Source organism: Pseudoalteromonas sp. T1lg88, from assembly GCF_002964765.1.
GTDB lineage: Bacteria > Pseudomonadota > Gammaproteobacteria > Enterobacterales > Alteromonadaceae > Pseudoalteromonas.
Window position 1 is genome coordinate 20,269 of sequence record NZ_PQCF01000004.1, and the last position, 18,098, is coordinate 38,366.

12 protein-coding genes and 1 pseudogene are annotated in these 18,098 nt (G+C 49.7%); 5 read left to right on the forward strand and 8 right to left on the reverse strand.

The window, feature by feature from the left end; translation table 11 throughout:
• The first annotated feature begins 325 nt into the window (after positions 1-325).
• Positions 326-1,234 carry a 1-aminocyclopropane-1-carboxylate deaminase/D-cysteine desulfhydrase gene (locus tag C2M34_RS01365; protein WP_105257871.1) on the forward strand — a complete coding sequence of 303 codons (909 nt, stop codon included), beginning with the start codon at positions 326-328 and terminating at the stop codon, positions 1,232-1,234.
• Here C2M34_RS01365 and C2M34_RS01370 read toward each other — a convergent pair.
• The 3 genes from C2M34_RS01370 to C2M34_RS01380 all read right to left on the reverse strand — a co-directional run bounded on the left by C2M34_RS01370 (position 1,218) and on the right by C2M34_RS01380 (position 5,069).
• Positions 1,218-2,801 (reverse strand): EAL domain-containing protein, encoded by a 1,584-nt coding sequence (locus tag C2M34_RS01370; protein WP_105257872.1) that lies wholly within the window; start codon positions 2,799-2,801, stop codon positions 1,218-1,220. The genes C2M34_RS01365 and C2M34_RS01370 overlap by 17 nt on opposite strands.
• 197 nt (positions 2,802-2,998) lie before the next feature.
• Entirely contained in the window at positions 2,999-3,682 is a 684-nt protein-coding gene (gene ssb / locus C2M34_RS01375; protein ID WP_105214913.1) for a single-stranded DNA-binding protein, read from the reverse strand.
• A gap of 19 nt (positions 3,683-3,701) precedes the next feature.
• Complete coding sequence (locus C2M34_RS01380; RefSeq protein ID WP_105257873.1) at positions 3,702-5,069, reverse strand: MFS transporter; 1,368 nt, start codon at positions 5,067-5,069, stop codon at positions 3,702-3,704.
• A 208-nt stretch (positions 5,070-5,277) separates the two neighbouring features.
• Between C2M34_RS01380 and uvrA the strand changes: the two genes are divergently transcribed.
• Positions 5,278-8,103: an excinuclease ABC subunit UvrA gene (gene uvrA / locus C2M34_RS01385; protein WP_105214917.1), complete on the forward strand. Its 2,826-nt coding sequence runs from the start codon at positions 5,278-5,280 to the stop codon at positions 8,101-8,103.
• Between the two features lie 50 nt (positions 8,104-8,153).
• Complete coding sequence (locus C2M34_RS01395) at positions 8,154-9,101, forward strand: hypothetical protein (RefSeq protein ID WP_158681375.1); 948 nt, start codon at positions 8,154-8,156, stop codon at positions 9,099-9,101.
• Here the strand turns inward: C2M34_RS01395 and C2M34_RS01400 are convergent.
• A complete protein-coding gene (locus tag C2M34_RS01400) occupies positions 9,098-9,502 on the reverse strand; it encodes an acyl-CoA thioesterase (RefSeq protein WP_105257876.1) in 405 nt (134 codons plus the stop codon). The genes C2M34_RS01395 and C2M34_RS01400 overlap by 4 nt on opposite strands.
• A gap of 28 nt (positions 9,503-9,530) precedes the next feature.
• On the opposite strand from C2M34_RS01400, the gene C2M34_RS01405 reads away from it, so the two are divergent.
• Positions 9,531-10,235, forward strand: a complete 705-nt coding sequence (locus tag C2M34_RS01405; RefSeq protein WP_105257877.1) for a 2OG-Fe(II) oxygenase — start codon at positions 9,531-9,533, stop codon at positions 10,233-10,235.
• A 57-nt stretch (positions 10,236-10,292) separates the two neighbouring features.
• Here C2M34_RS01405 and C2M34_RS01410 read toward each other — a convergent pair whose 3' ends face one another.
• The 4 genes and pseudogenes from C2M34_RS01410 to C2M34_RS01425 form a co-directional block, all read right to left on the reverse strand.
• Complete coding sequence (locus C2M34_RS01410; protein ID WP_105257878.1) at positions 10,293-11,531, reverse strand: cysteine desulfurase-like protein; 1,239 nt, start codon at positions 11,529-11,531, stop codon at positions 10,293-10,295.
• Positions 11,532-11,540: 9 nt separating this feature from the next.
• Positions 11,541-12,173 carry a 2OG-Fe dioxygenase family protein gene (locus C2M34_RS01415; RefSeq protein ID WP_105257879.1) on the reverse strand — a complete coding sequence of 211 codons (633 nt, stop codon included), beginning with the start codon at positions 12,171-12,173 and terminating at the stop codon, positions 11,541-11,543.
• A 233-nt stretch (positions 12,174-12,406) separates the two neighbouring features.
• A pseudogene (gene acnB / locus C2M34_RS01420) lies at positions 12,407-15,003 on the reverse strand (bifunctional aconitate hydratase 2/2-methylisocitrate dehydratase).
• 259 nt (positions 15,004-15,262) lie between these two features.
• Positions 15,263-16,318, reverse strand: coding sequence for an OmpA family protein (locus tag C2M34_RS01425; protein ID WP_105200018.1), 1,056 nt, complete (start codon positions 16,316-16,318; stop codon positions 15,263-15,265).
• Between the two features lie 671 nt (positions 16,319-16,989).
• Between C2M34_RS01425 and trmA the strand changes: the two genes are divergently transcribed.
• Positions 16,990-18,087: a tRNA (uridine(54)-C5)-methyltransferase TrmA gene (gene trmA / locus C2M34_RS01430; protein WP_105257880.1), complete on the forward strand. Its 1,098-nt coding sequence runs from the start codon at positions 16,990-16,992 to the stop codon at positions 18,085-18,087.
• The last annotated feature ends 11 nt before the right edge of the window (positions 18,088-18,098 follow it).

An 18,098-nucleotide genomic window follows, 5' to 3' on the forward strand; every position in this document is an offset into this window, starting at 1 on the left:
ACCAATGCAACTGCGTCGCGGCAACATAAAGCTTGCATTGGTCTCTAAAAAACAGCACATTGAGCGCCGTAAATGCAAAACTTTGATGACATCTGTCGACATACGCATAAAGTAGTACATTTAAAAACTTACCCGCGGCAAGCCTAGTATAACCCCTTATCTCGCCACCGCTGGCGCTCATTGTCCACCTCTGTGCTTAACAGTCGCTGACTCGGTGGGTAAAAGTACTGGATTCCAGCTTGAAGCTGGCTTTTACCCTAGTCGCAACGGATAATAACGCAGCGCCATCATTGCACATACTCACAGCAAATAAACACGGTTAACCATGAATCTGGTCGAAAATACAATCCCCGAATCTCCCCTGCAGCAAATCCAGGATGCGCTGCTAACAAAACACTGTGTGCGCTTGAGTATTAAACGTGACGATTTGCTGCACCCCATTATCCATGGCAACAAATGGCGCAAGTTAAAGTACAACCTGGTCGCCTTTGCCCAATCCGGTAAATCCGAGCTGCTGACCTTTGGTGGCGCCTTTTCCAACCACCTGTATGCCAGTGCCGCCGCCGGCAAAATATTCCGCATACCAACGCGCGCTATAGTGCGGGGCCCGCAGCTGGATGAGCATAATCCGACGCTGCGTTTTGCCAAGGCCTGCGGCATGCAGTTGCATCCGGTTACCCGTATCGAGTATCGCCAGCGCAATAGCCCGGAGTATCTAGAGCAATTACATCAGCGCTTTACCAAGGCTTTTATCCTTCCCGAAGGTGGCACCAATACCGCCGCCTTAAGGGGAGTCGAAGAACTGGCCCACAGCCTGCCGGAACATCAGTTCTTAGCGTGTGCCACCGGCAGTGGCGGCACCCTGGCGGGACTGCTATCCGGGCATACACAAACCCAGGTGTTGGGCATAGCTGTATTGAAAAATGCCGAATACCTACAACAAGAAATCACACGGCTTCAGCCACAGCCCAACTGCGAATGGCGTCTGCTTTGTGACCATCATGACGGCGGCTATGGTCGCTTTAGCCCCGAACTATGGCGCTTTTGCCAATGGTTCGAACACACTCACAAGGTCCCACTGGAGCCCATCTACAGCGGCAAAATGATCTATGCCCTCTGGCAACTGATCGAACAGGGTTATTTTCCCGGCGGCAGCCATATCATTGCCATCCATACCGGTGGCTTACAGGGTAAGGAAGGCCTTAGGTATCGCGGCCTTATTGGGGCAAGTTAAAGGCACTGAGTTGGTTAATGGTGCCGGTGAAGTAAAAGCCCTGCGCTCCTTGCACACCCAGTTGTTTTAGCACTTCGGCCTGTTGATGGCGCTCAATGCCGACCGCAAAAACCACTATCCCCAAGCGCTGTGCATTGGCGACATAAGATAAAACCCGACGCTGAATATGCCTGTCCGTATCCACATGGCTGATCAATTCACTGGCTAATTTAACGGCCTTAATCGGTACATTAAGGGTGTTTATGGCGTCGGTGGGCCACTTGCTTAGCTGGTCGACAATGATTCCGCGCTGGCACGCTGTTGTGCTTTTTAAGCGCTTTGCTATCAGCCTGGGTTGCTTGGCCAGCAGCGCTGCCGGACACTCCAGGCACACCCTGGGGTGGGCTTCTAAAAACTCCCCTAACCGCCGCCATACATCATCATCAAGCCAGGAGCTGGGGTGAATATTTAAACTGATATCGGCCTGCAGCTGCTCGCTCTTAAGCATGGTTTCAAGACGCTTCAGTACGGCAATATCAACGCTGCGCGCAGCACTTTCAGGCGTGCTGTGACTTAGTAAATATTCGGGAGAAATCAGCCCTAGCTGTGGATGGCGAATTCGCAGCAGGGTTTCGTGATGCATAATCTCCTCATTATATAAGTCGAATACAGGCTGGAAGAAACATACAAACTGCTCGTTATTAATGGCATCAACCAAAGAGCAGGACTTGGCGGCCAGCAGCATGGAGTGATTATGACTAAAGGGAATGCGGTAGCAATGCTTGTGCTCACTCTGACACGCCAGTGCCAATGCCGATTGGCATAGCTGATAGACCACCGCCTGATCGGCACCACTGCGATAGTTACACAGGCCGACTTTAACCTCATCGCGACGCAAATCAGGCAATAGGCTACGGCAACACTTAAGCGCCATGGCACTAAAGCTTTGCAAATGAGTTTCCAGCTGTTTATAGGCCACTTCTTTAACCGTAATGGCGAAGCAGCCGGAATTAAGAATTTTAACCGATACCCTTTGTTGATGCTGTAACTGCTCCTGCAACAGGGTCTCGAATAAGCTCACGACCCCGGATGCTACCGAGCTTAAGCGCTGGCAATAAACAATAGCAAAAACACTTTGATAAAGCTGGTTGACCCCCAGCATATTGGCACTGACCGGATGGCTATCCTGGTCTTCGTCCTCTTTTTTCTGCCCTCCGTAGCAGCTGAATGCCCGCGCCGCACGCCATTCGGTCCTGCGCAGCCACTGTACCGTGCGCCATAAAAAAATAAGCAACAAAACATTAATGGCAATAAACCAATGGCTATGCTGCTGCCACAAGGGCTGACTATAAACAGTGAGCGCCCCTGAGCTCAGGGCCAGATTAAATTGTACCGGCATCACAAAACTCCCCGTTTGCGCCTTACTTGATAAACCATAAGGCGCCAGAGCCGTGGAGAGCACCTGCTCGTTAACACTGCCCAATTGCTCAAGCCGCGTTTCCAGTTGTTGTATTTGCGATTGCCGCTCCTGCATCAAGCCCCACACCAAAATGGCGTTGATCAGCACCATCATCAGCGCGCCAAGCATGCAAGTTAAGCCAAGCTTTTGATACTTAGTGAAAATGGACAAATCCAAGGTCTATTAGTCATCTTTACTCATGACTAAAGTGTTGTCCATGTGCTGGGGAAGCTCAAGTGTGAGCCCATAAAAAAGCCCCGTATTACGGGGCCTTCAGAAGAAACTATCTAGATTTCAATAAGCTCAGTTAAGCAAGCTTATTTACCTTAGAACGGAATATCGTCATCGAAGTCGATTGGCGGTTCCATTGGGTTAGCAGCGCCGCCTTGAGGGGCATTTTGTGGCTTAGGAGCGAAACCGCCCTGTTGGCCGCCCTGCTGGTTGCCATAACCACCGCCTTGTTGGCCACCTTGCTGGCCACCTTGTTGTGGAGCAGCTTGCTGCATGCCTTGGTTACCCTGCGGTGCATAACCCTGCTGCTGTGATTGACCATAGCCACCACTTTGCTGACCGCCTTGTTGGCTCTGCGCCTGGCCGCCACCGAAGCCGCCCTGCTGCTGGCCACCTTGGTAACCGCCTTGACCGCCGCCTGGGTTTTCACCGCGACCGCCGAGCATCTGCATTTTACCGTCGAAACCGTCAACCACGATTTCCGTGGTGTACTTTTCCTGACCGCTTTGATCTGTCCATTTACGGGTTTGCAATTTACCTTCGATATAAACCTGCGAGCCTTTACGTAGATACTCACCGGCTACCTCGGCCAGCTTGCCGAACAACACCACGCGGTGCCACTCGGTACGCTCTTGCATCTGACCCGTGTTTTTATCCTTCCAGCTGTCGCTGGTCGCGATGCTAATGTTAGCAACGCCATTGCCGTTAGGCATGTAGCGAACTTCAGGGTCTTGACCCAGGTTGCCCACTAAAATCACTTTATTAATACCGCGCGCCATGGATATATGCTCCTACTTTTTACGCTGAGGCGACTAGCTGTTGCGCCGCCTGTAAATCAAATTTCTTCTCGTCTACCTTGAGGTAGCTACGGTTTTCATCACATACCACCGTGGCTTCAAGCACTCCCGGCAGCTCTACCAATTGCGCCGCTAATTGTTCTGCATCATGTTCGCTGCCTACTGCACTTAGCAAACTGATAATTTTACTGCGCGGCGGTACTCGCATTTTTACAGCAATGACAAACCATATTAACCCAACCAAGGCGGCAGCCGCAAACACCATCTCGGGGGTACCGCGCTGAGCCACAAATCCGCCAAGAATACCGCCCAAAAAGGCACCGATAAACTGGGATGATGAGAACACGCCCATGGCCGAGCCCTTCTGATTGGCTGGCGACAGTCGTGATACCAGGGCCGGCATGGTCGCCTCTAGAAAGTTAAAGGCGATAAAATACAACATCATACACAAGGCTATCATATAGACAGAGTTGGCTCCGAAAACCAAGCCCAGCATGCTGACAACCAGCATAATTATGGCCACCAAAAACAGGGGTTTTTCCTTTTGCTTAGCCACAGCCACTATCATCATAGGCACCATAAGCACAAAAGATAAAATAAATACCGGAATATACAATTGCCAATGCTGGGCCGCGGGTAAACCGTCGTTAATAAGCTGAGGTGGCAAGGAAACAAAAATGGTGGTCAGGGTCAGGTGCAAAAACAGCACCCCCAAATCCAAACGCGCCAGATCCGGGTGGCGCACCAGTTTACCCACATCCCGCAGGGTCACAGTGGTTTCCCCCTTGGGAGCCCGATTAACCGCACTGGGTACCAGCCACACAACTATGGCCATTCCCACCAGCGCCAGAGCTGCCGTTAACCAAAAGATACCTGAGACGCCAAAGCTGGCCGCCACCATGGGCCCAAGCAACATGGCAATCGCAAAGCTCATGCCTATGCTCATGCCAATCACCGCCATCACCTTGGGACGCTGCTCGTCGCGGCTTAGATCCGCAGCCAAGGCCAACAAGGCACTGGCAATGGCGCCCATGCCCTGTAGTGCTCGACCTAGCGTCAGCATATACATGGACTCGGCCAAAGCGGCTATCACAGAGCCCAGGGTAAAGACGATTAATCCTGCGATAATAATACGTTTACGACCGAAACGGTCAGAGAGCCAGCCCATGGGGATTTGCAGCAGCGCCTGAGTCAAACCGTAGGCACCAATGGCAAGTCCGATCCACAAGGGCGAAAAACCACTGAGATCCTGACCATAAATGGCCAGCACCGGCATCAACATAAAGAGGCCAAGCATACGAAAGGCAAACACGCTCGCCAACGACAGCGCGGCGCGCTTTTCAACACTGTTTAACTGGGATGCAGACATGACGGATTACTAATCGGCTGATAACAAATTCTATCTTGGCCGGCGATGATAGCATAATCGCCTGCCATTGGGACATGCCTAGCCGCGAATTTAGCCCTTGCCAAGATGCAAGCCATCGGCTCGGTTTAAGGACAAGAAAGCATCGCTAAGTAATGGCAAACTATGCGATACTTACAGGTTAATAAGCAGCTCGGGAAACAGGCGAAGAATGGATAATATCGAAGTTCGCGGTGCGCGCACCCATAACCTTAAAAACATCAATCTAACCATACCTCGGGATAAGTTGATCGTCATTACCGGATTATCGGGCTCGGGCAAATCGTCCCTCGCCTTCGACACCCTGTATGCCGAAGGGCAAAGGCGTTATGTGGAATCCTTATCGGCCTACGCGCGCCAGTTTTTATCGCTGATGGAAAAGCCCGATGTAGATCATATTGAAGGCCTGTCGCCGGCTATTTCCATCGAGCAGAAGTCGACCTCCCATAACCCACGTTCAACCGTGGGCACCATCACCGAGATATACGATTACCTGCGTTTGCTGTTTGCCCGTGTCGGCGAGCCACGCTGTCCAACCCATCACCTGCCGTTGGCGGCGCAAACCATCAGCCAGATGGTGGATCACGTCCTAGCCCTGCCCGAGGGCAGCAAGCTGATGCTGCTGGCACCCGTGGTAAAAAACCGTAAGGGTGAGCATGTTAAGCTGCTCGAGCAACTGGCGGCACAAGGCTATATCCGCGCTCGCATCGATGGTGAAGTCTGTGACCTATCCGATCCTCCGCCGTTAGAGCTACATAAAAAGCACACCATAGAAGTGGTGGTTGACCGCTTAAAGGTGAAAGAAGGGCAGCAACAACGTTTAGCCGAGTCCTTCGAAACCGCGCTGGAGCTCTCCGGTGGCGTTGCTCAGGTGGCCGCCATGGATGATTCCCTCGAAGAAGAGCTGGTGTTCTCCGCCAACTTTGCCTGCCCAAGCTGTGGCTATGCCATGAGCGAACTTGAGCCAAGATTATTTTCCTTCAATAACCCGGCCGGTGCCTGTCAAACCTGTGATGGCCTGGGTGTACGCCAGTATTTCGACCCCCACCGCGTGGTTCATAACCCCGAGCTAAGCCTCGCCGGTGGTGCCATTAAGGGCTGGGACAAGCGCAGCTTCTACTATTTCCAAATGCTGCAATCTGTGGCCGAGCATTATCAATTTGATTTGGATACGCCCTTCCAAAATTTAAGTGATGAGGCCAAAAAGGTGGTGCTGGAGGGTTCTGGCAAGGACAAGGTCGCCTTCCATTATCGTAACGACCGCGGCGATCTAATCACCCGCAATCATGAATTCGAGGGCGTGCTCAATAATATGCAGCGCCGCTACCATGAGACCGAGTCCAATTCGGTGCGTGAGGAGCTGGCCAAGTATCAAACCTCACAGGCTTGCCCCAGTTGTAGCGGCTCACGCTTACGTCAGGAAGCACGTAACGTCTTTATCGACGAGACTAACCTGCCTAAGGTGACCCTGATGAGCATAGGCCAGGCCTTCGACTATTTCGACAGCCTGGAATTCAGCGGCCAAAAAGCACAGATTGCCGATAAGATCCTTAAAGAAATTCGCGACCGCTTATCCTTCTTAGTCAATGTCGGCCTAAATTATTTATCCCTGGAGCGCAGTGCCGATACCCTCTCCGGGGGCGAAGCCCAGCGCATTCGTTTGGCCAGCCAGATAGGTGCCGGCCTGGTAGGGGTTATGTATGTGTTGGACGAGCCTTCTATCGGCTTGCACCAGCGCGATAACGACCGCCTGCTGCAAACCCTGACGCGCCTGCGCGACCTCGGCAATACTGTCTTGGTGGTGGAGCACGATGAAGACGCCATTCGCGCCGCTGACTACATTATCGATATCGGTCCGGGCGCCGGGGTTCATGGAGGCCACGTAGTGGCCGAAGGCTCGCGCGACGACATCATGAACAATCCGGACTCATTGACGGGCCAATACCTCAGCGGCGTCAAAGAAATCGCCGTGCCCAAGGAGCGCCACCCTACTAACGAGAAATGGCTAGAGCTGTTTGGCGCTACCGGCAATAACCTCAAGAATGTCGACTTGCGCATCCCATTCGGTTTAATGACCTGTATTACCGGTGTCTCCGGTTCGGGTAAGTCGACCCTGGTTAACGACACCTTGTTTAAGGTGGCACACACTGTACTCAACGGCGCCACAGCGGTTGAGCCGGCGCCGCATAAAGAAATCACCGGCCTGGATCATTTCGATAAGGTTATCGATATCGACCAAAGCCCTATCGGCCGTACGCCACGCTCAAACCCAGCCACCTATACGGGTATTTTCACCGCCATACGTGAACTTTTTGCCGGTACTCAAGAGTCACGCTCGCGTGGCTACAAGGTGGGTCGCTTTAGCTTTAACGTTAAGGGCGGACGCTGTGAGGCCTGTCAGGGCGATGGCGTGATCAAGGTGGAAATGCACTTCCTGCCGGATGTGTATGTGCCTTGCGATGTGTGTCAGGGCAAACGCTATAACCGCGAAACATTAGAGGTGCTCTACAAGGGTAAAAACATCCATCAGGTGCTGGAAATGACGGTGGAAGACGCGCGCGAATTTTTCGATGCCATTCCTGCTATCAATCGTAAGCTGCAAACTCTGATGGATGTAGGCCTGTCCTATATTCGTCTGGGACAGGCGGCAACCACCTTATCCGGCGGTGAGGCGCAGCGTGTGAAACTGGCCCGAGAGCTGTCCAAGCGCGACACGGGTAAAACCCTGTATATCTTGGATGAGCCCACTACCGGCCTGCACTTCCATGATATTCAGCAACTGCTGACGGTATTGCACCGCCTGCGCGACCACGGCAATACCATAGTGGTGATTGAGCATAACCTGGATGTGATCAAAACCGCCGACTGGATTGTTGATTTGGGGCCGGAAGGCGGCAGCGGTGGCGGTGAAATTCTCGTCGCCGGTACCCCGGAAGAAGTAGCTGCGCATGAGCGCTCCCATACCGGGCACTATCTCAAGCCATTGTTGGCAAAATAAGCAATTAGGGGGTAAAGTCTGAATAAATAAAGAAAATATTCAGGCTTATCATGACGGCCCCCTTATTACGCCTCAAAGCAAAAACAGCCCGAACTACGAGAAACCTTACACTAGGCTTTGCAAGGTTTTGGCAAGCATTGACCCTGGCACAACGCCTGTACGCGGTCGCTTTGTTGCTCTCTCCCGTCAGTATCTGGCTGACAACGGCATGCACAGTGGCGGCTTTAACCATTGAGTTCTGGCCGCGCTTTCTTCAGCTTTTTCACTCACTTCCCGGTAAAGCCATTCTCTTACTGTTTTACGGTACCATAGCCAATTTTGTGCTGGCGAATGCAGCTGGCACGGTAAATGAAGTCACCGGCGTGGCGGCAAGCCATTTCGACTATACCCATAACTTTGCTATCTTGCTGTACCTGCCCAGTTGGATGTTAGCGCTTTCGGTTATCGCCTTGCTTCTTCTCCAGCTGGTGCTTCCCCTTTACATCTTGGTATTACTCTTACTCAGACCTTTCCAGCGCTTTGGCTTGCACTTTTTGGACAGCACGAAACGACCCATTCAAACCGCCATCGCCCGCTTTGTTTTATGTGTTATTGTCACGGCCAACCTAGTGGTAACCTCAGGGGATTTCGACAATGCGGGTGATGTCATAGATCAGGTCAGTGCGAGCTTTGAAAAAGAGATGAGTAAGGAGCAAGAACCCAATGCAGAACAAACACAAGAGGCACCGGCGACCATGCACCTTGAAGCAAACATTGCCGAGCCGGGCAAGGATTCCGACAAATGGATAAAAATCCTGGTTGCCCAGTTTGCCTACAATTGGGAGGCAGACAGCTTCTCACGCTGCGAAAAAAGTAAAAACAGTAAGGTGGTTGAGCTCAATGATTATGAAATTGTTGAGCTCTTCGAGGACGAGCAAGCCGAGTATGGCATCCGCTTTGAAACAAAACGGTGTGTGTCTCCGGCTTTCCCTGCCACAACCACCATCAACAGCCCCTAGCCCTCTTGCACGGCCTCGAGATGCTGGCTAAGTTGCGACTTTTCGTCTTCGCTTAAGGCTTGTGACGCTTTGTTTTCAAAGTTATAACGCACCATCACCGTCTTACCCTCGGCACAACACTGCCCATGCTGCCAAGCTTGTTGTTTGATCACAAAAGAGCTGGAGCCGATGCGCTCGATCATGGTTTTCACTTCCACTTCCTGGCCATAGAAAAGCTCGCCCAAAAAGGTCACTTCCACCTTAGCAACAATCAAGCGCCATTGATGTGGATTAAGATCTGGGGTAAAGATTTTAAAAATAGGCGTGCGGGCGGCTTCAAACCACACCGGTAGTACTGTATTGTTAATGTGCCCGAGGACATCCGTTTCACTAAATCTGGGCTGAACTTTTTCAATAAGCATAATAATTCCAATAGGTAAGGTTGCAGTCATGACAGACTTCATTGGCGTTTATGATAACGCGCTTAGTGACACTTTTTGTAGTCAGTTTATCGACCTGTTCGAGCAGAGCCCGCATTTGAAGCAGGGTACCACCTCTGGCGGCATAGATTTAAGTAAAAAAGACAGTAAAGACCTTTACCTCAATGCTCACCCAGAGTACCAGCAGCACTTGCAGCATATTCAGCAGGTCACCGCACAACACGTGATGCGCTATGTTGAAGAACATCTATTTATGATGATTGGCGCCTTTGGTCTGCAGGTCTTCCACCCAAAAACCGGTAAACCGGTGGCGCTGAACCAGGACAACTTTGAAGAGGTGGCCAAACCGCAACTGGGTACCTTGATGCAACAGCTGTTTCGTTTAGGCAGTATTCAAGCGCAGAAATACGAGATCAATAAGGGCGGGTATCCTTACTGGCACAGTGAGGTCTATCCACAAACCGGCCATAACGAAGCCTTACACCGCGTCCTGCTGTTTATGTTCTACTTGAACGATGTCAGCGAAGGCGGCGAAACCGAGTTTTACTATCAAAAGCGTAAAATCGCTCCAAAACGCGGCACCATGGTGGTCGCACCGGCCTACTTTACCCATACCCACCGCGGTAATAAGCCCTTGTCGAATGACAAGTACATTCTTACCTCTTGGGTGTTGTTTAATCGCGCCGAGCAAATCTACGGCCAAGCACAAAAATAACCCACCGCCCAAGATCAATAAAGGCTGCCTAGGCAGCCTTTTTAACAGAGCGCAGCGCTATGAGCCGAGTAGCTCGCCGAACAGGGTAAATAATCGGTCAATTTCTTCGATGCTGTTGTAGTGCATACAACCGATACGTACCACACCACCCTTGTCCATTACACCTAATTGCTCACACAAGCCCTGGGCATAGAAGTTACCGTCCCATACACAGACATGCTGCTTGCCTAAGAACTCGGATACCTGACGTGGCTCTAAGCCATCAAAGGTAAGGGCAAAGGTCGGCGTACGCTCGGCCAAACGCTCCATATCATCAATACCGAATAGCGAGATCTGCGGAAATTCTTTTAGCCGTGTAAGGAAGTGCTTGCTTAATGCCATTTCGTGCTCTTTGCTGTTGGCAAATGCCGCTTCAAGACGCTGACGACGCGGCAGTTGCGCATCCAGGCCGCTCAAAGAGGCGATATAGTCAACAGCGGCAACCACACCGGCCAGGCCTTCGAAGCTCTGCGTACCCGTTTCCCAACGACCCGGTACTACATCTTTCGCCGGCTCTACCTTGTATGGGGTGAAGTTTTCCAAATGCTCACGCTTACCATAAACAATGCCTACATGGGGGCCGAAGAACTTATAGGCCGAGCAGGCAAGGAAATCACAATCCAGTGCCTGCACATCCACCAGCTCATGTGGAGCATAGTGAACCGCATCCACATACACCAAGGCGCCATGCTGATGCGCCAACTCGATAATGCGCTTCACATCATTGATTGAGCCCGTGGTGTTCGACGCATAGGTTACGGCGACCAGCTTGGTATTGGCGTTAAGCAATGACTCGAAGTGCGCCATATCCAGGGTGCAATCCGCTTCGTTAATACGCAGCGCATGCACAGTGGCTCCTTTATCCTCGGCGGCCTGTCGCCACGAAGACACATTGGAGAAGTGATCCGCATTGGTCACTATGATCTCGTCGCCACTTTGCCAGCCGCGTGAAATAGCGCGACTAAAACTAAAGGTCAAACTGGTCATGTTAGCGCCGAAGACGATTTGCTCCGAGCTTGGGCTGTTAAGCAGGTCGGCTATGGCCTGACGCGCTTGGCTCATCACAGCCACGGTTTTATCGCTGGAGAAAAATGCGCCGCCCAGGTTTGAATTATAAAAACCCAGGTAAGCCGACATGGCATCTAATACTGATTGGGGTACTTGCGCACCACCGGGGCCATCAAAAAAGATTGGCGACTCGCCATTTACTTGCTGCATTAGTGCCGGAAACTGGCTACGTAGAGAGACTAGATTCATCATCATTCCTTACGCAGTCAGTACAAAACAATCAAGGTAGCCGATCTTCGACTCATCCAGCTTGTTCATGGGGGTGGCGTTGTGCCACACCTGGCGATCGTCGATAAGTGCGAACATGCCGTCTTTGATTTCCATCTTGAAACACGGCTTGGCTTCTTTGTGCTCATACACCAATAACTCACCACCGGCGATGTTTTCATGGGATACACCGCATATACAGACGTGGTCGAAGCCATCCTGATGAATGCCTTCAGGTGCCGGCGGCGTATCGCTGTCGATGGCCAACATACGGAACTGGTGAATTTCAATATCACGATCGGCGTCGATACCTGTCATGGCAATAAACTCGGCCACAATGCGCTTCATGCCTTCGCTGCTCAGCAAGTCTGCGTCGAGGTTTTCGTAGGTACGCTCAACATTGCCCTGGAAGGTATTGATGGAATCATCTTGTACAAAGGCTTTAGTAGGCTGAAGGGTGAGTTCACCCTGTTGCACCTTGATCACTGAATAACGACGCTTACGGAAGGCACCATCGGCATAGGGATTATCGGGAAGATGGTCAAAAGAAGGCTTTACCGCGTCAATATGAGACTGGTCAATGAAACGAAGTTGCAGAAGGTTCTGGTTATTTAACGAAGTCATAAAGATCCTGCCTTGATAAGAAAATTGGCGGGGATTTTAAGCTATTTCCGTCGCAGGTTTGATTTCATTTAGCGACAATTTCAATGTCAAATTGAATAAAAAAATCTTCAATCTTTAATTTGAAGAATTAAAAATTGAAAATATGAAAAATTAAGAAAATCCATATTCTATTTTAACTAAATTTAAACATAAAAAAGCCCGCTTAGTAAGCGGGCTTTTATCACATATGCAAATTACACGGCTTGCTGGATAATCACGTTATCCGCTTTCTTCGTGTACTGAGGCATCTTGTGGAAGTTCAAGTAACGGTAAGTATCACCGCTGTTGCGTTGATCTTCTCCGCGTATTCTTGATATTCCGCAGCTGTAGGTAGTTTACCTAGAATTGCTGCTACCGCTGCAAGCTCGGCAGACGCTAGGAATACGTTTGCACCTGTACCTAGACGGTTAGGGAAGTTACGAGTAGAGGTAGAAACAACCGTTGCCTTATCAGCAACACGTGCCTGGTTACCCATACACAATGAACATCCTGGAGTTTCGATACGCGCGCCTACACGACCGAAGATACCGTAGTAACCTTCGTCGGTAAGTTGGTCTTTATCCATCTTAGTAGGTGGTGCAACCCAAAGTTGGGTTGGTAGACGACCACCGAAGTTGTCTAGCAGCTTACCAGCGGCACGGAAGTGGCCGATGTTAGTCATACATGAACCGATGAATACTTCGTCGATCTTCTCACCAGTTACGTCTGAAAGTAGACGTGCGTCATCTGGGTCATTAGGAGCACAAAGAATTGGCTCTTTGATTTCCGCCAGGTCGATTTCAATTACGTGCGCGTATTCAGCGTCTTTGTCGGCTTCCATAAGCTCTGGGTTAGCCAACCACTCTTGCATCGCGTTGATACGACGCTCGATAGTACGTACATCACCGTAGCCTTCAGCGATCATCCACTTAAGCATAACGATGTTTGACTCTAGGTACTCAGAGATAGACTCTTTGCTTAGCTTAACGGTACAACCTGCGGCTGAACGCTCGGCAGAGGCATCTGACAGCTCGAACGCTTGCTCAACGGTTAGGTGCTCAACACCTTCGATCTCTAGTACGCGACCAGAGAATTCGTTGATCTTACCCTTCTTCTCAACGGTAAGCAGGCCTTGCTTGATGCCGTAGTAAGGAATTGCGTGTACTAGGTCACGTAGTGTGATACCCGGCTGCATTTCGCCTTTGAAACGTACCAATACCGACTCAGGCATATCCAGTGGCATAACACCGGTCGCCGCTGCAAACGCAACCGCACCAGAACCCGCTGGGAATGAAATACCTAGTGGGAAACGAGTATGCGAGTCACCACCTGTACCTACGGTATCAGGAAGAAGCATACGGTTTAGCCATGAGTGGATTACACCGTCACCTGGACGTAGCGATACACCGCCACGGTTCATGATGAAATCAGGTAGTGTGTGGTGCGTGTTTACGTCGATAGGCTTAGGATACGCAGACGTGTGACAGAAAGACTGCATAGTTAGGTCAGCAGAGAAACCAAGACAGGCAAGGTCTTTCAGTTCGTCACGAGTCATAGGACCTGTGGTATCTTGCGAACCAACAGTGGTCATCTTAGGCTCACAGTATTGACCAGGGCGGACGCCAGGCATGTTACATGCTTTACCAACCATCTTCTGAGCCAGGGTGAAGCCCTTACCAGAATCGGTAACAAGAGCTGGCTTACGGAAGATGTCTTCGGCTTCCATACCCAATGAGGTACGAGCCTTATCGGTCAAACCACGACCAATGATCAATGGAATACGGCCACCGGCACGTACTTCATCAAGGATCACGTCTGACTTCATCTTGAACGTAGAGATAACTTCATCGGTACCGTGACGCTTAACCACACCTTCATACGGGTAGATATCGATTTGATCACCCATATTCATGTCGTCAACGTTCAACTCGATAGGTAGTGCACCTGAGTCTTCCATGGTGTTGAAGAAGATAGGAGCGATCTTACCGCCTAGACATACACCGCCAACGCGCTTGTTTGGTACGTGAGGAATATCATCACCCATGAACCAAAGTACCGAGTTAGTTGCCGACTTACGTGATGAGCCAGTACCTACAACATCACCTACGTACGCTAGTGGTAAACCTTTGGTTTTAAGCTCTTCAAGTTGGGCGATTGGACCGATTTCACCGGCTTTATCAGGGTTGATACCGTCACGCTCGTTCTTAAGCATAGCCAGTGCGTGTAGTGGGATATCCGGGCGAGACCAGGCATCTGGAGCAGGTGAAAGGTCATCTGTGTTAGTTTCACCGGTTACCTTGAAAACGGTTACAGAGATCTTCTCTGGCACAGCCGGCTTCTCAAGGAACCACTCGGCGTTTGCCCAAGACTCGATAACTTGCTTAGCAAATTCGTTACCCGCTTTGGCTTTTTCTTCTACGTCGTAGAAGGCATCAAACATAAGCAGGGTGTGCGATAGGCCTTTTACTGCGAACGGTGCAAGTTCAGCATCGTCTAACAGATCAATCATAGGCTCGATGTTATAGCCACCTAGCATGGTGCCAAGTAGCTCGGCCGCTTTTTCTTTATTGATTAGTGGCGACTGCGCTTCACCTTTTGCAACGGCGGCTAGGAAGCCCGCTTTTACATAGGCGGCGTCATCTACGCCAGGCGGTACACGGTTAACTAGAAGGTCTAGGATAAACTCTTCTTCACCGGCAGGTGGATTCTTGATTAATTCGATCAGGTCAGCAGTTTGCTGAGCATCTAATGGTGCAGGCACAATACCTTGGGCTGCACGCTCTTCAACATGTTTACGATATTCTTGAAGCACAATTATGCCCTCTTGGTGACGTGAAAGTAGCAGACTTCGACGCGTCCATACTACTTATAGAATTTTGACACGATAACAATTATAAAGGCTTTAAAGATAGAAGAAAATTGGCGTCGCCGCCTAGAGGCAAAATAGTCAATATAAATACAATGAATGTAAGGGCTTTAAAACTATAGGCTGGTGAATGTTGAGTAATAATTATTTGCAAAAAGCCCGGCATCAGCCGGGCTTTTCATCATAGGTTGGTAGTAACCTACTATTAGTTACGTTTGATGCTTACACGCTCAGTAACTGAGATGTGCGCTTCAACGCGACGGTTTTCAGCGTGAGCTTCTTTGGTGTTTTCAGTGTTCAATAAACGCTCTTCACCTAGGCCTACAGTTTCTACGCGAGAAGCTGAGATACCATCATTGATTAGTTGCTTAGCAACACCGTCTGCACGCTTTTTAGAAAGCTTTTTGTTGTAACCTGCATCGCCTACTGCTGAAGCGTGACCTTCAAGTAGTACGTTTGTTTGCGGGTACTTAGTCATGAATTCAGCAACTTTTTGGATATCATCCAAGTAACGCTGGTTAACGTCAGAGTTATCGTGTGGGAAACGTACTAACAAGCTAACCTTGTCGCCTTTTTCCATGTAACGAGTACAACCCGACGCATCTACTGCATCTTCCATAGGTGTGTTTGCACACTTATCGTTGGCATCAAGTACGCCGTCTTTGTCTGTGTCTTTTGGCTCTGGCTTAGGAGCAACAACTACTGGTGCTGGCTCAACTTTCTTAGGCTCAGGCTTGTCACCAAAGTGGTAGCTAACACCTAGCTTAAGACCGAAATCAGAATGGTTCTGGTTAAGACCTTCGTAATAGTTGGCTTCACCGAAGAATGCCCAGTTGTAACGGAAGTGGCTACGGAAACCAAAACCTAGGTTAGCTGCATTGAAGTCATCGTATACGTCAAATTTCTTTGCACCTAGTACACCGTAGAAAGTGTCGTTGAAGTGGTACAATACATCAGCACCGTAACGCTCACCTGTTTTGTGGTTGTCTGAATTTTCTTTATCAAGCTCAAGGGCTGCAAATTCTAGACGAGCTGTCCAGTATTCGTTAAAGCGGTAACCTACTTCGATACCTGAACCGAAAGACTCACCTAGTGCAACATTCGCAGGGTTTGCGCCCTTGATGTTGTCCCAGTCAGCCCAGAAGTAATCACCAAACACACCAATGTGAATACCTTCGTGAGGGTTTTTCTGTTCTTCAGCAACAACAGCTTGTGATGCCATTGCCAAAACGATAGCAGCAGAAAGTGATTTGATTTTCATTGTTTCCATCCCATTTTACGATTATCGATTATGCGCACCAAGGTAAATTAGTCCTTAATGCGCCAAGTAAAAGGTCCATCTTGTGCCTCTTACTTAGTTATATTCCGATGATTCATTAATCTATCAGCCGACATTTCTTGCTTTTATCGCAGGTGCTATACAGCACCAGGTCTAGATCCGCGCTAACAGGTTTCAACACATCTACATTGTAGTCTAATTAAGCAAGTTCGCGCCTTAACTTAATCAGGTACGCTATATTAAAGCATTATGTTCCTGAATATAAGATGATTTTAGTATTAAAGTAGTAAAGTTTCTGCCACTTTGCAAATTACAACACAGCAGAAAAAGCCCTCTGAACCAGCCCTGGCAAGATATTGTGGTTTAATTAACCCACATCTTTAAACTTACGGGAGCTAGGCTGAAAAATACTCACCGCATCTGCAATAAAACCCTGCATCCATCCAACCTCTTTACCAAGGTTTCTTTATTACCCGAATCGCGACATGTAGTTTTTCCCGGCGCAATAGCTAAATTTTATAATGGCCCTGGCACTCATAACCCGAGCAATGCATCGAGCTGTAGAAAAAACAAACAAGAATATGGCACTTGTTACTGGACAATTGAACGCAGCTACCTACAATAGCGGCGCACATAAATTAGTAGAGGTTTGCATGCCAGTAATAGAAATCGACGCGTCCGGGTACAACCAGCAATTAGCAGAAAAAGAAGAGCGTATTATTGCGCAATTTTCTCGCTTTGGTGTCAATAAGTTAGAAGTGTTTGCCTCGACCCCGAAACATTACCGGCAACGTGCGGAATTTCGTGTCTGGCATGATGGCGATGACCTCTACCACATTATGTTCGATCAACAGAGTAAAGAAAAAGTCCGCGTCGAGCGCTTCGACCCGGGTGCCGAGCTGATCAATGAACTGATGAGTGCCATGATCGCCGAGTTAAAAGATAACGAGCTGATGCGTCGTAAGCTGTTCCAAATCGATTATCTGACCACTTTAAGCGGCAACGCCTTAATCAGCCTGCTCTATCACAAACAGTTAGATGAGCAGTGGTTGCAAGCGGCACAGGAGCTACAAGCACGACTGCAACAACGCTTTAATGTCGAGCTTATCGGCCGTGCCCGCAAACAAAAGCAGGTACTGGCCACGGATTATGTGATTGAGCAACTTGAAGTAAATGGCCGCACTTATACCTATCAGCAGGTGGAAAACAGCTTTACCCAACCCAATGCCAAGGTAAATGAGTCTATGCTGGCCTGGGCTCAGGATATCTGTGCCCCCTTGAGCAATGATTTGCTCGAGCTCTACTGTGGTAATGGCAACTTTTCAATCGCCCTAGCGGGTTCCTTTAATCGCGTGCTGGCGACGGAAATTTCCAAGTCATCGGTACACTCGGCGCAATATAATATTGCCGCCAATAAGGTTGAAAACCTGGATATCATCCGCATGAGCAGCGAAGAATTTACGCAGGCAATGCGTAAAGAACGCACCTTTACCCGCTTAGGTAACATAGACCTACACAGCTATGATTGCCAAACCATCTTGGTCGATCCGCCACGAGCCGGTATGGATGAACTCACCTGTAAGCTTACCAGCGAGTACGACAACATCATCTATATTTCCTGCAACCCGGAGACCCTGGAGCGCGATCTGGAGATACTGACGCAAACCCACGAAATAGCCCGCTTTGCTATCTTTGATCAGTTCCCCTACACCCATCATGTTGAATCCGGGGTCTACCTAAAGCGCAAATAAGAACATAAAAA

Coding starts and splice junctions, on each gene's coding strand:
- C2M34_RS01365 (WP_105257871.1), top strand. CDS start 326: ATGAATCTGGTCGAAAATACAATCCCCGAATCTCCCCTGCAGCAAATC.
- C2M34_RS01370 (WP_105257872.1), bottom strand. CDS start 2,801: ATGCTTGGCGCGCTGATGATGGTGCTGATCAACGCCATTTTGGTGTGG.
- ssb (WP_105214913.1), bottom strand. CDS start 3,682: ATGGCGCGCGGTATTAATAAAGTGATTTTAGTGGGCAACCTGGGTCAA.
- C2M34_RS01380 (WP_105257873.1), bottom strand. CDS start 5,069: ATGTCTGCATCCCAGTTAAACAGTGTTGAAAAGCGCGCCGCGCTGTCG.
- uvrA (WP_105214917.1), top strand. CDS start 5,278: ATGGATAATATCGAAGTTCGCGGTGCGCGCACCCATAACCTTAAAAAC.
- C2M34_RS01395 (WP_158681375.1), top strand. CDS start 8,154: ATGACGGCCCCCTTATTACGCCTCAAAGCAAAAACAGCCCGAACTACG.
- C2M34_RS01400 (WP_105257876.1), bottom strand. CDS start 9,502: ATGCTTATTGAAAAAGTTCAGCCCAGATTTAGTGAAACGGATGTCCTC.
- C2M34_RS01405 (WP_105257877.1), top strand. CDS start 9,531: ATGACAGACTTCATTGGCGTTTATGATAACGCGCTTAGTGACACTTTT.
- C2M34_RS01410 (WP_105257878.1), bottom strand. CDS start 11,531: ATGAATCTAGTCTCTCTACGTAGCCAGTTTCCGGCACTAATGCAGCAA.
- C2M34_RS01415 (WP_105257879.1), bottom strand. CDS start 12,173: ATGACTTCGTTAAATAACCAGAACCTTCTGCAACTTCGTTTCATTGAC.
- C2M34_RS01425 (WP_105200018.1), bottom strand. CDS start 16,318: ATGAAAATCAAATCACTTTCTGCTGCTATCGTTTTGGCAATGGCATCA.
- trmA (WP_105257880.1), top strand. CDS start 16,990: ATGCCAGTAATAGAAATCGACGCGTCCGGGTACAACCAGCAATTAGCA.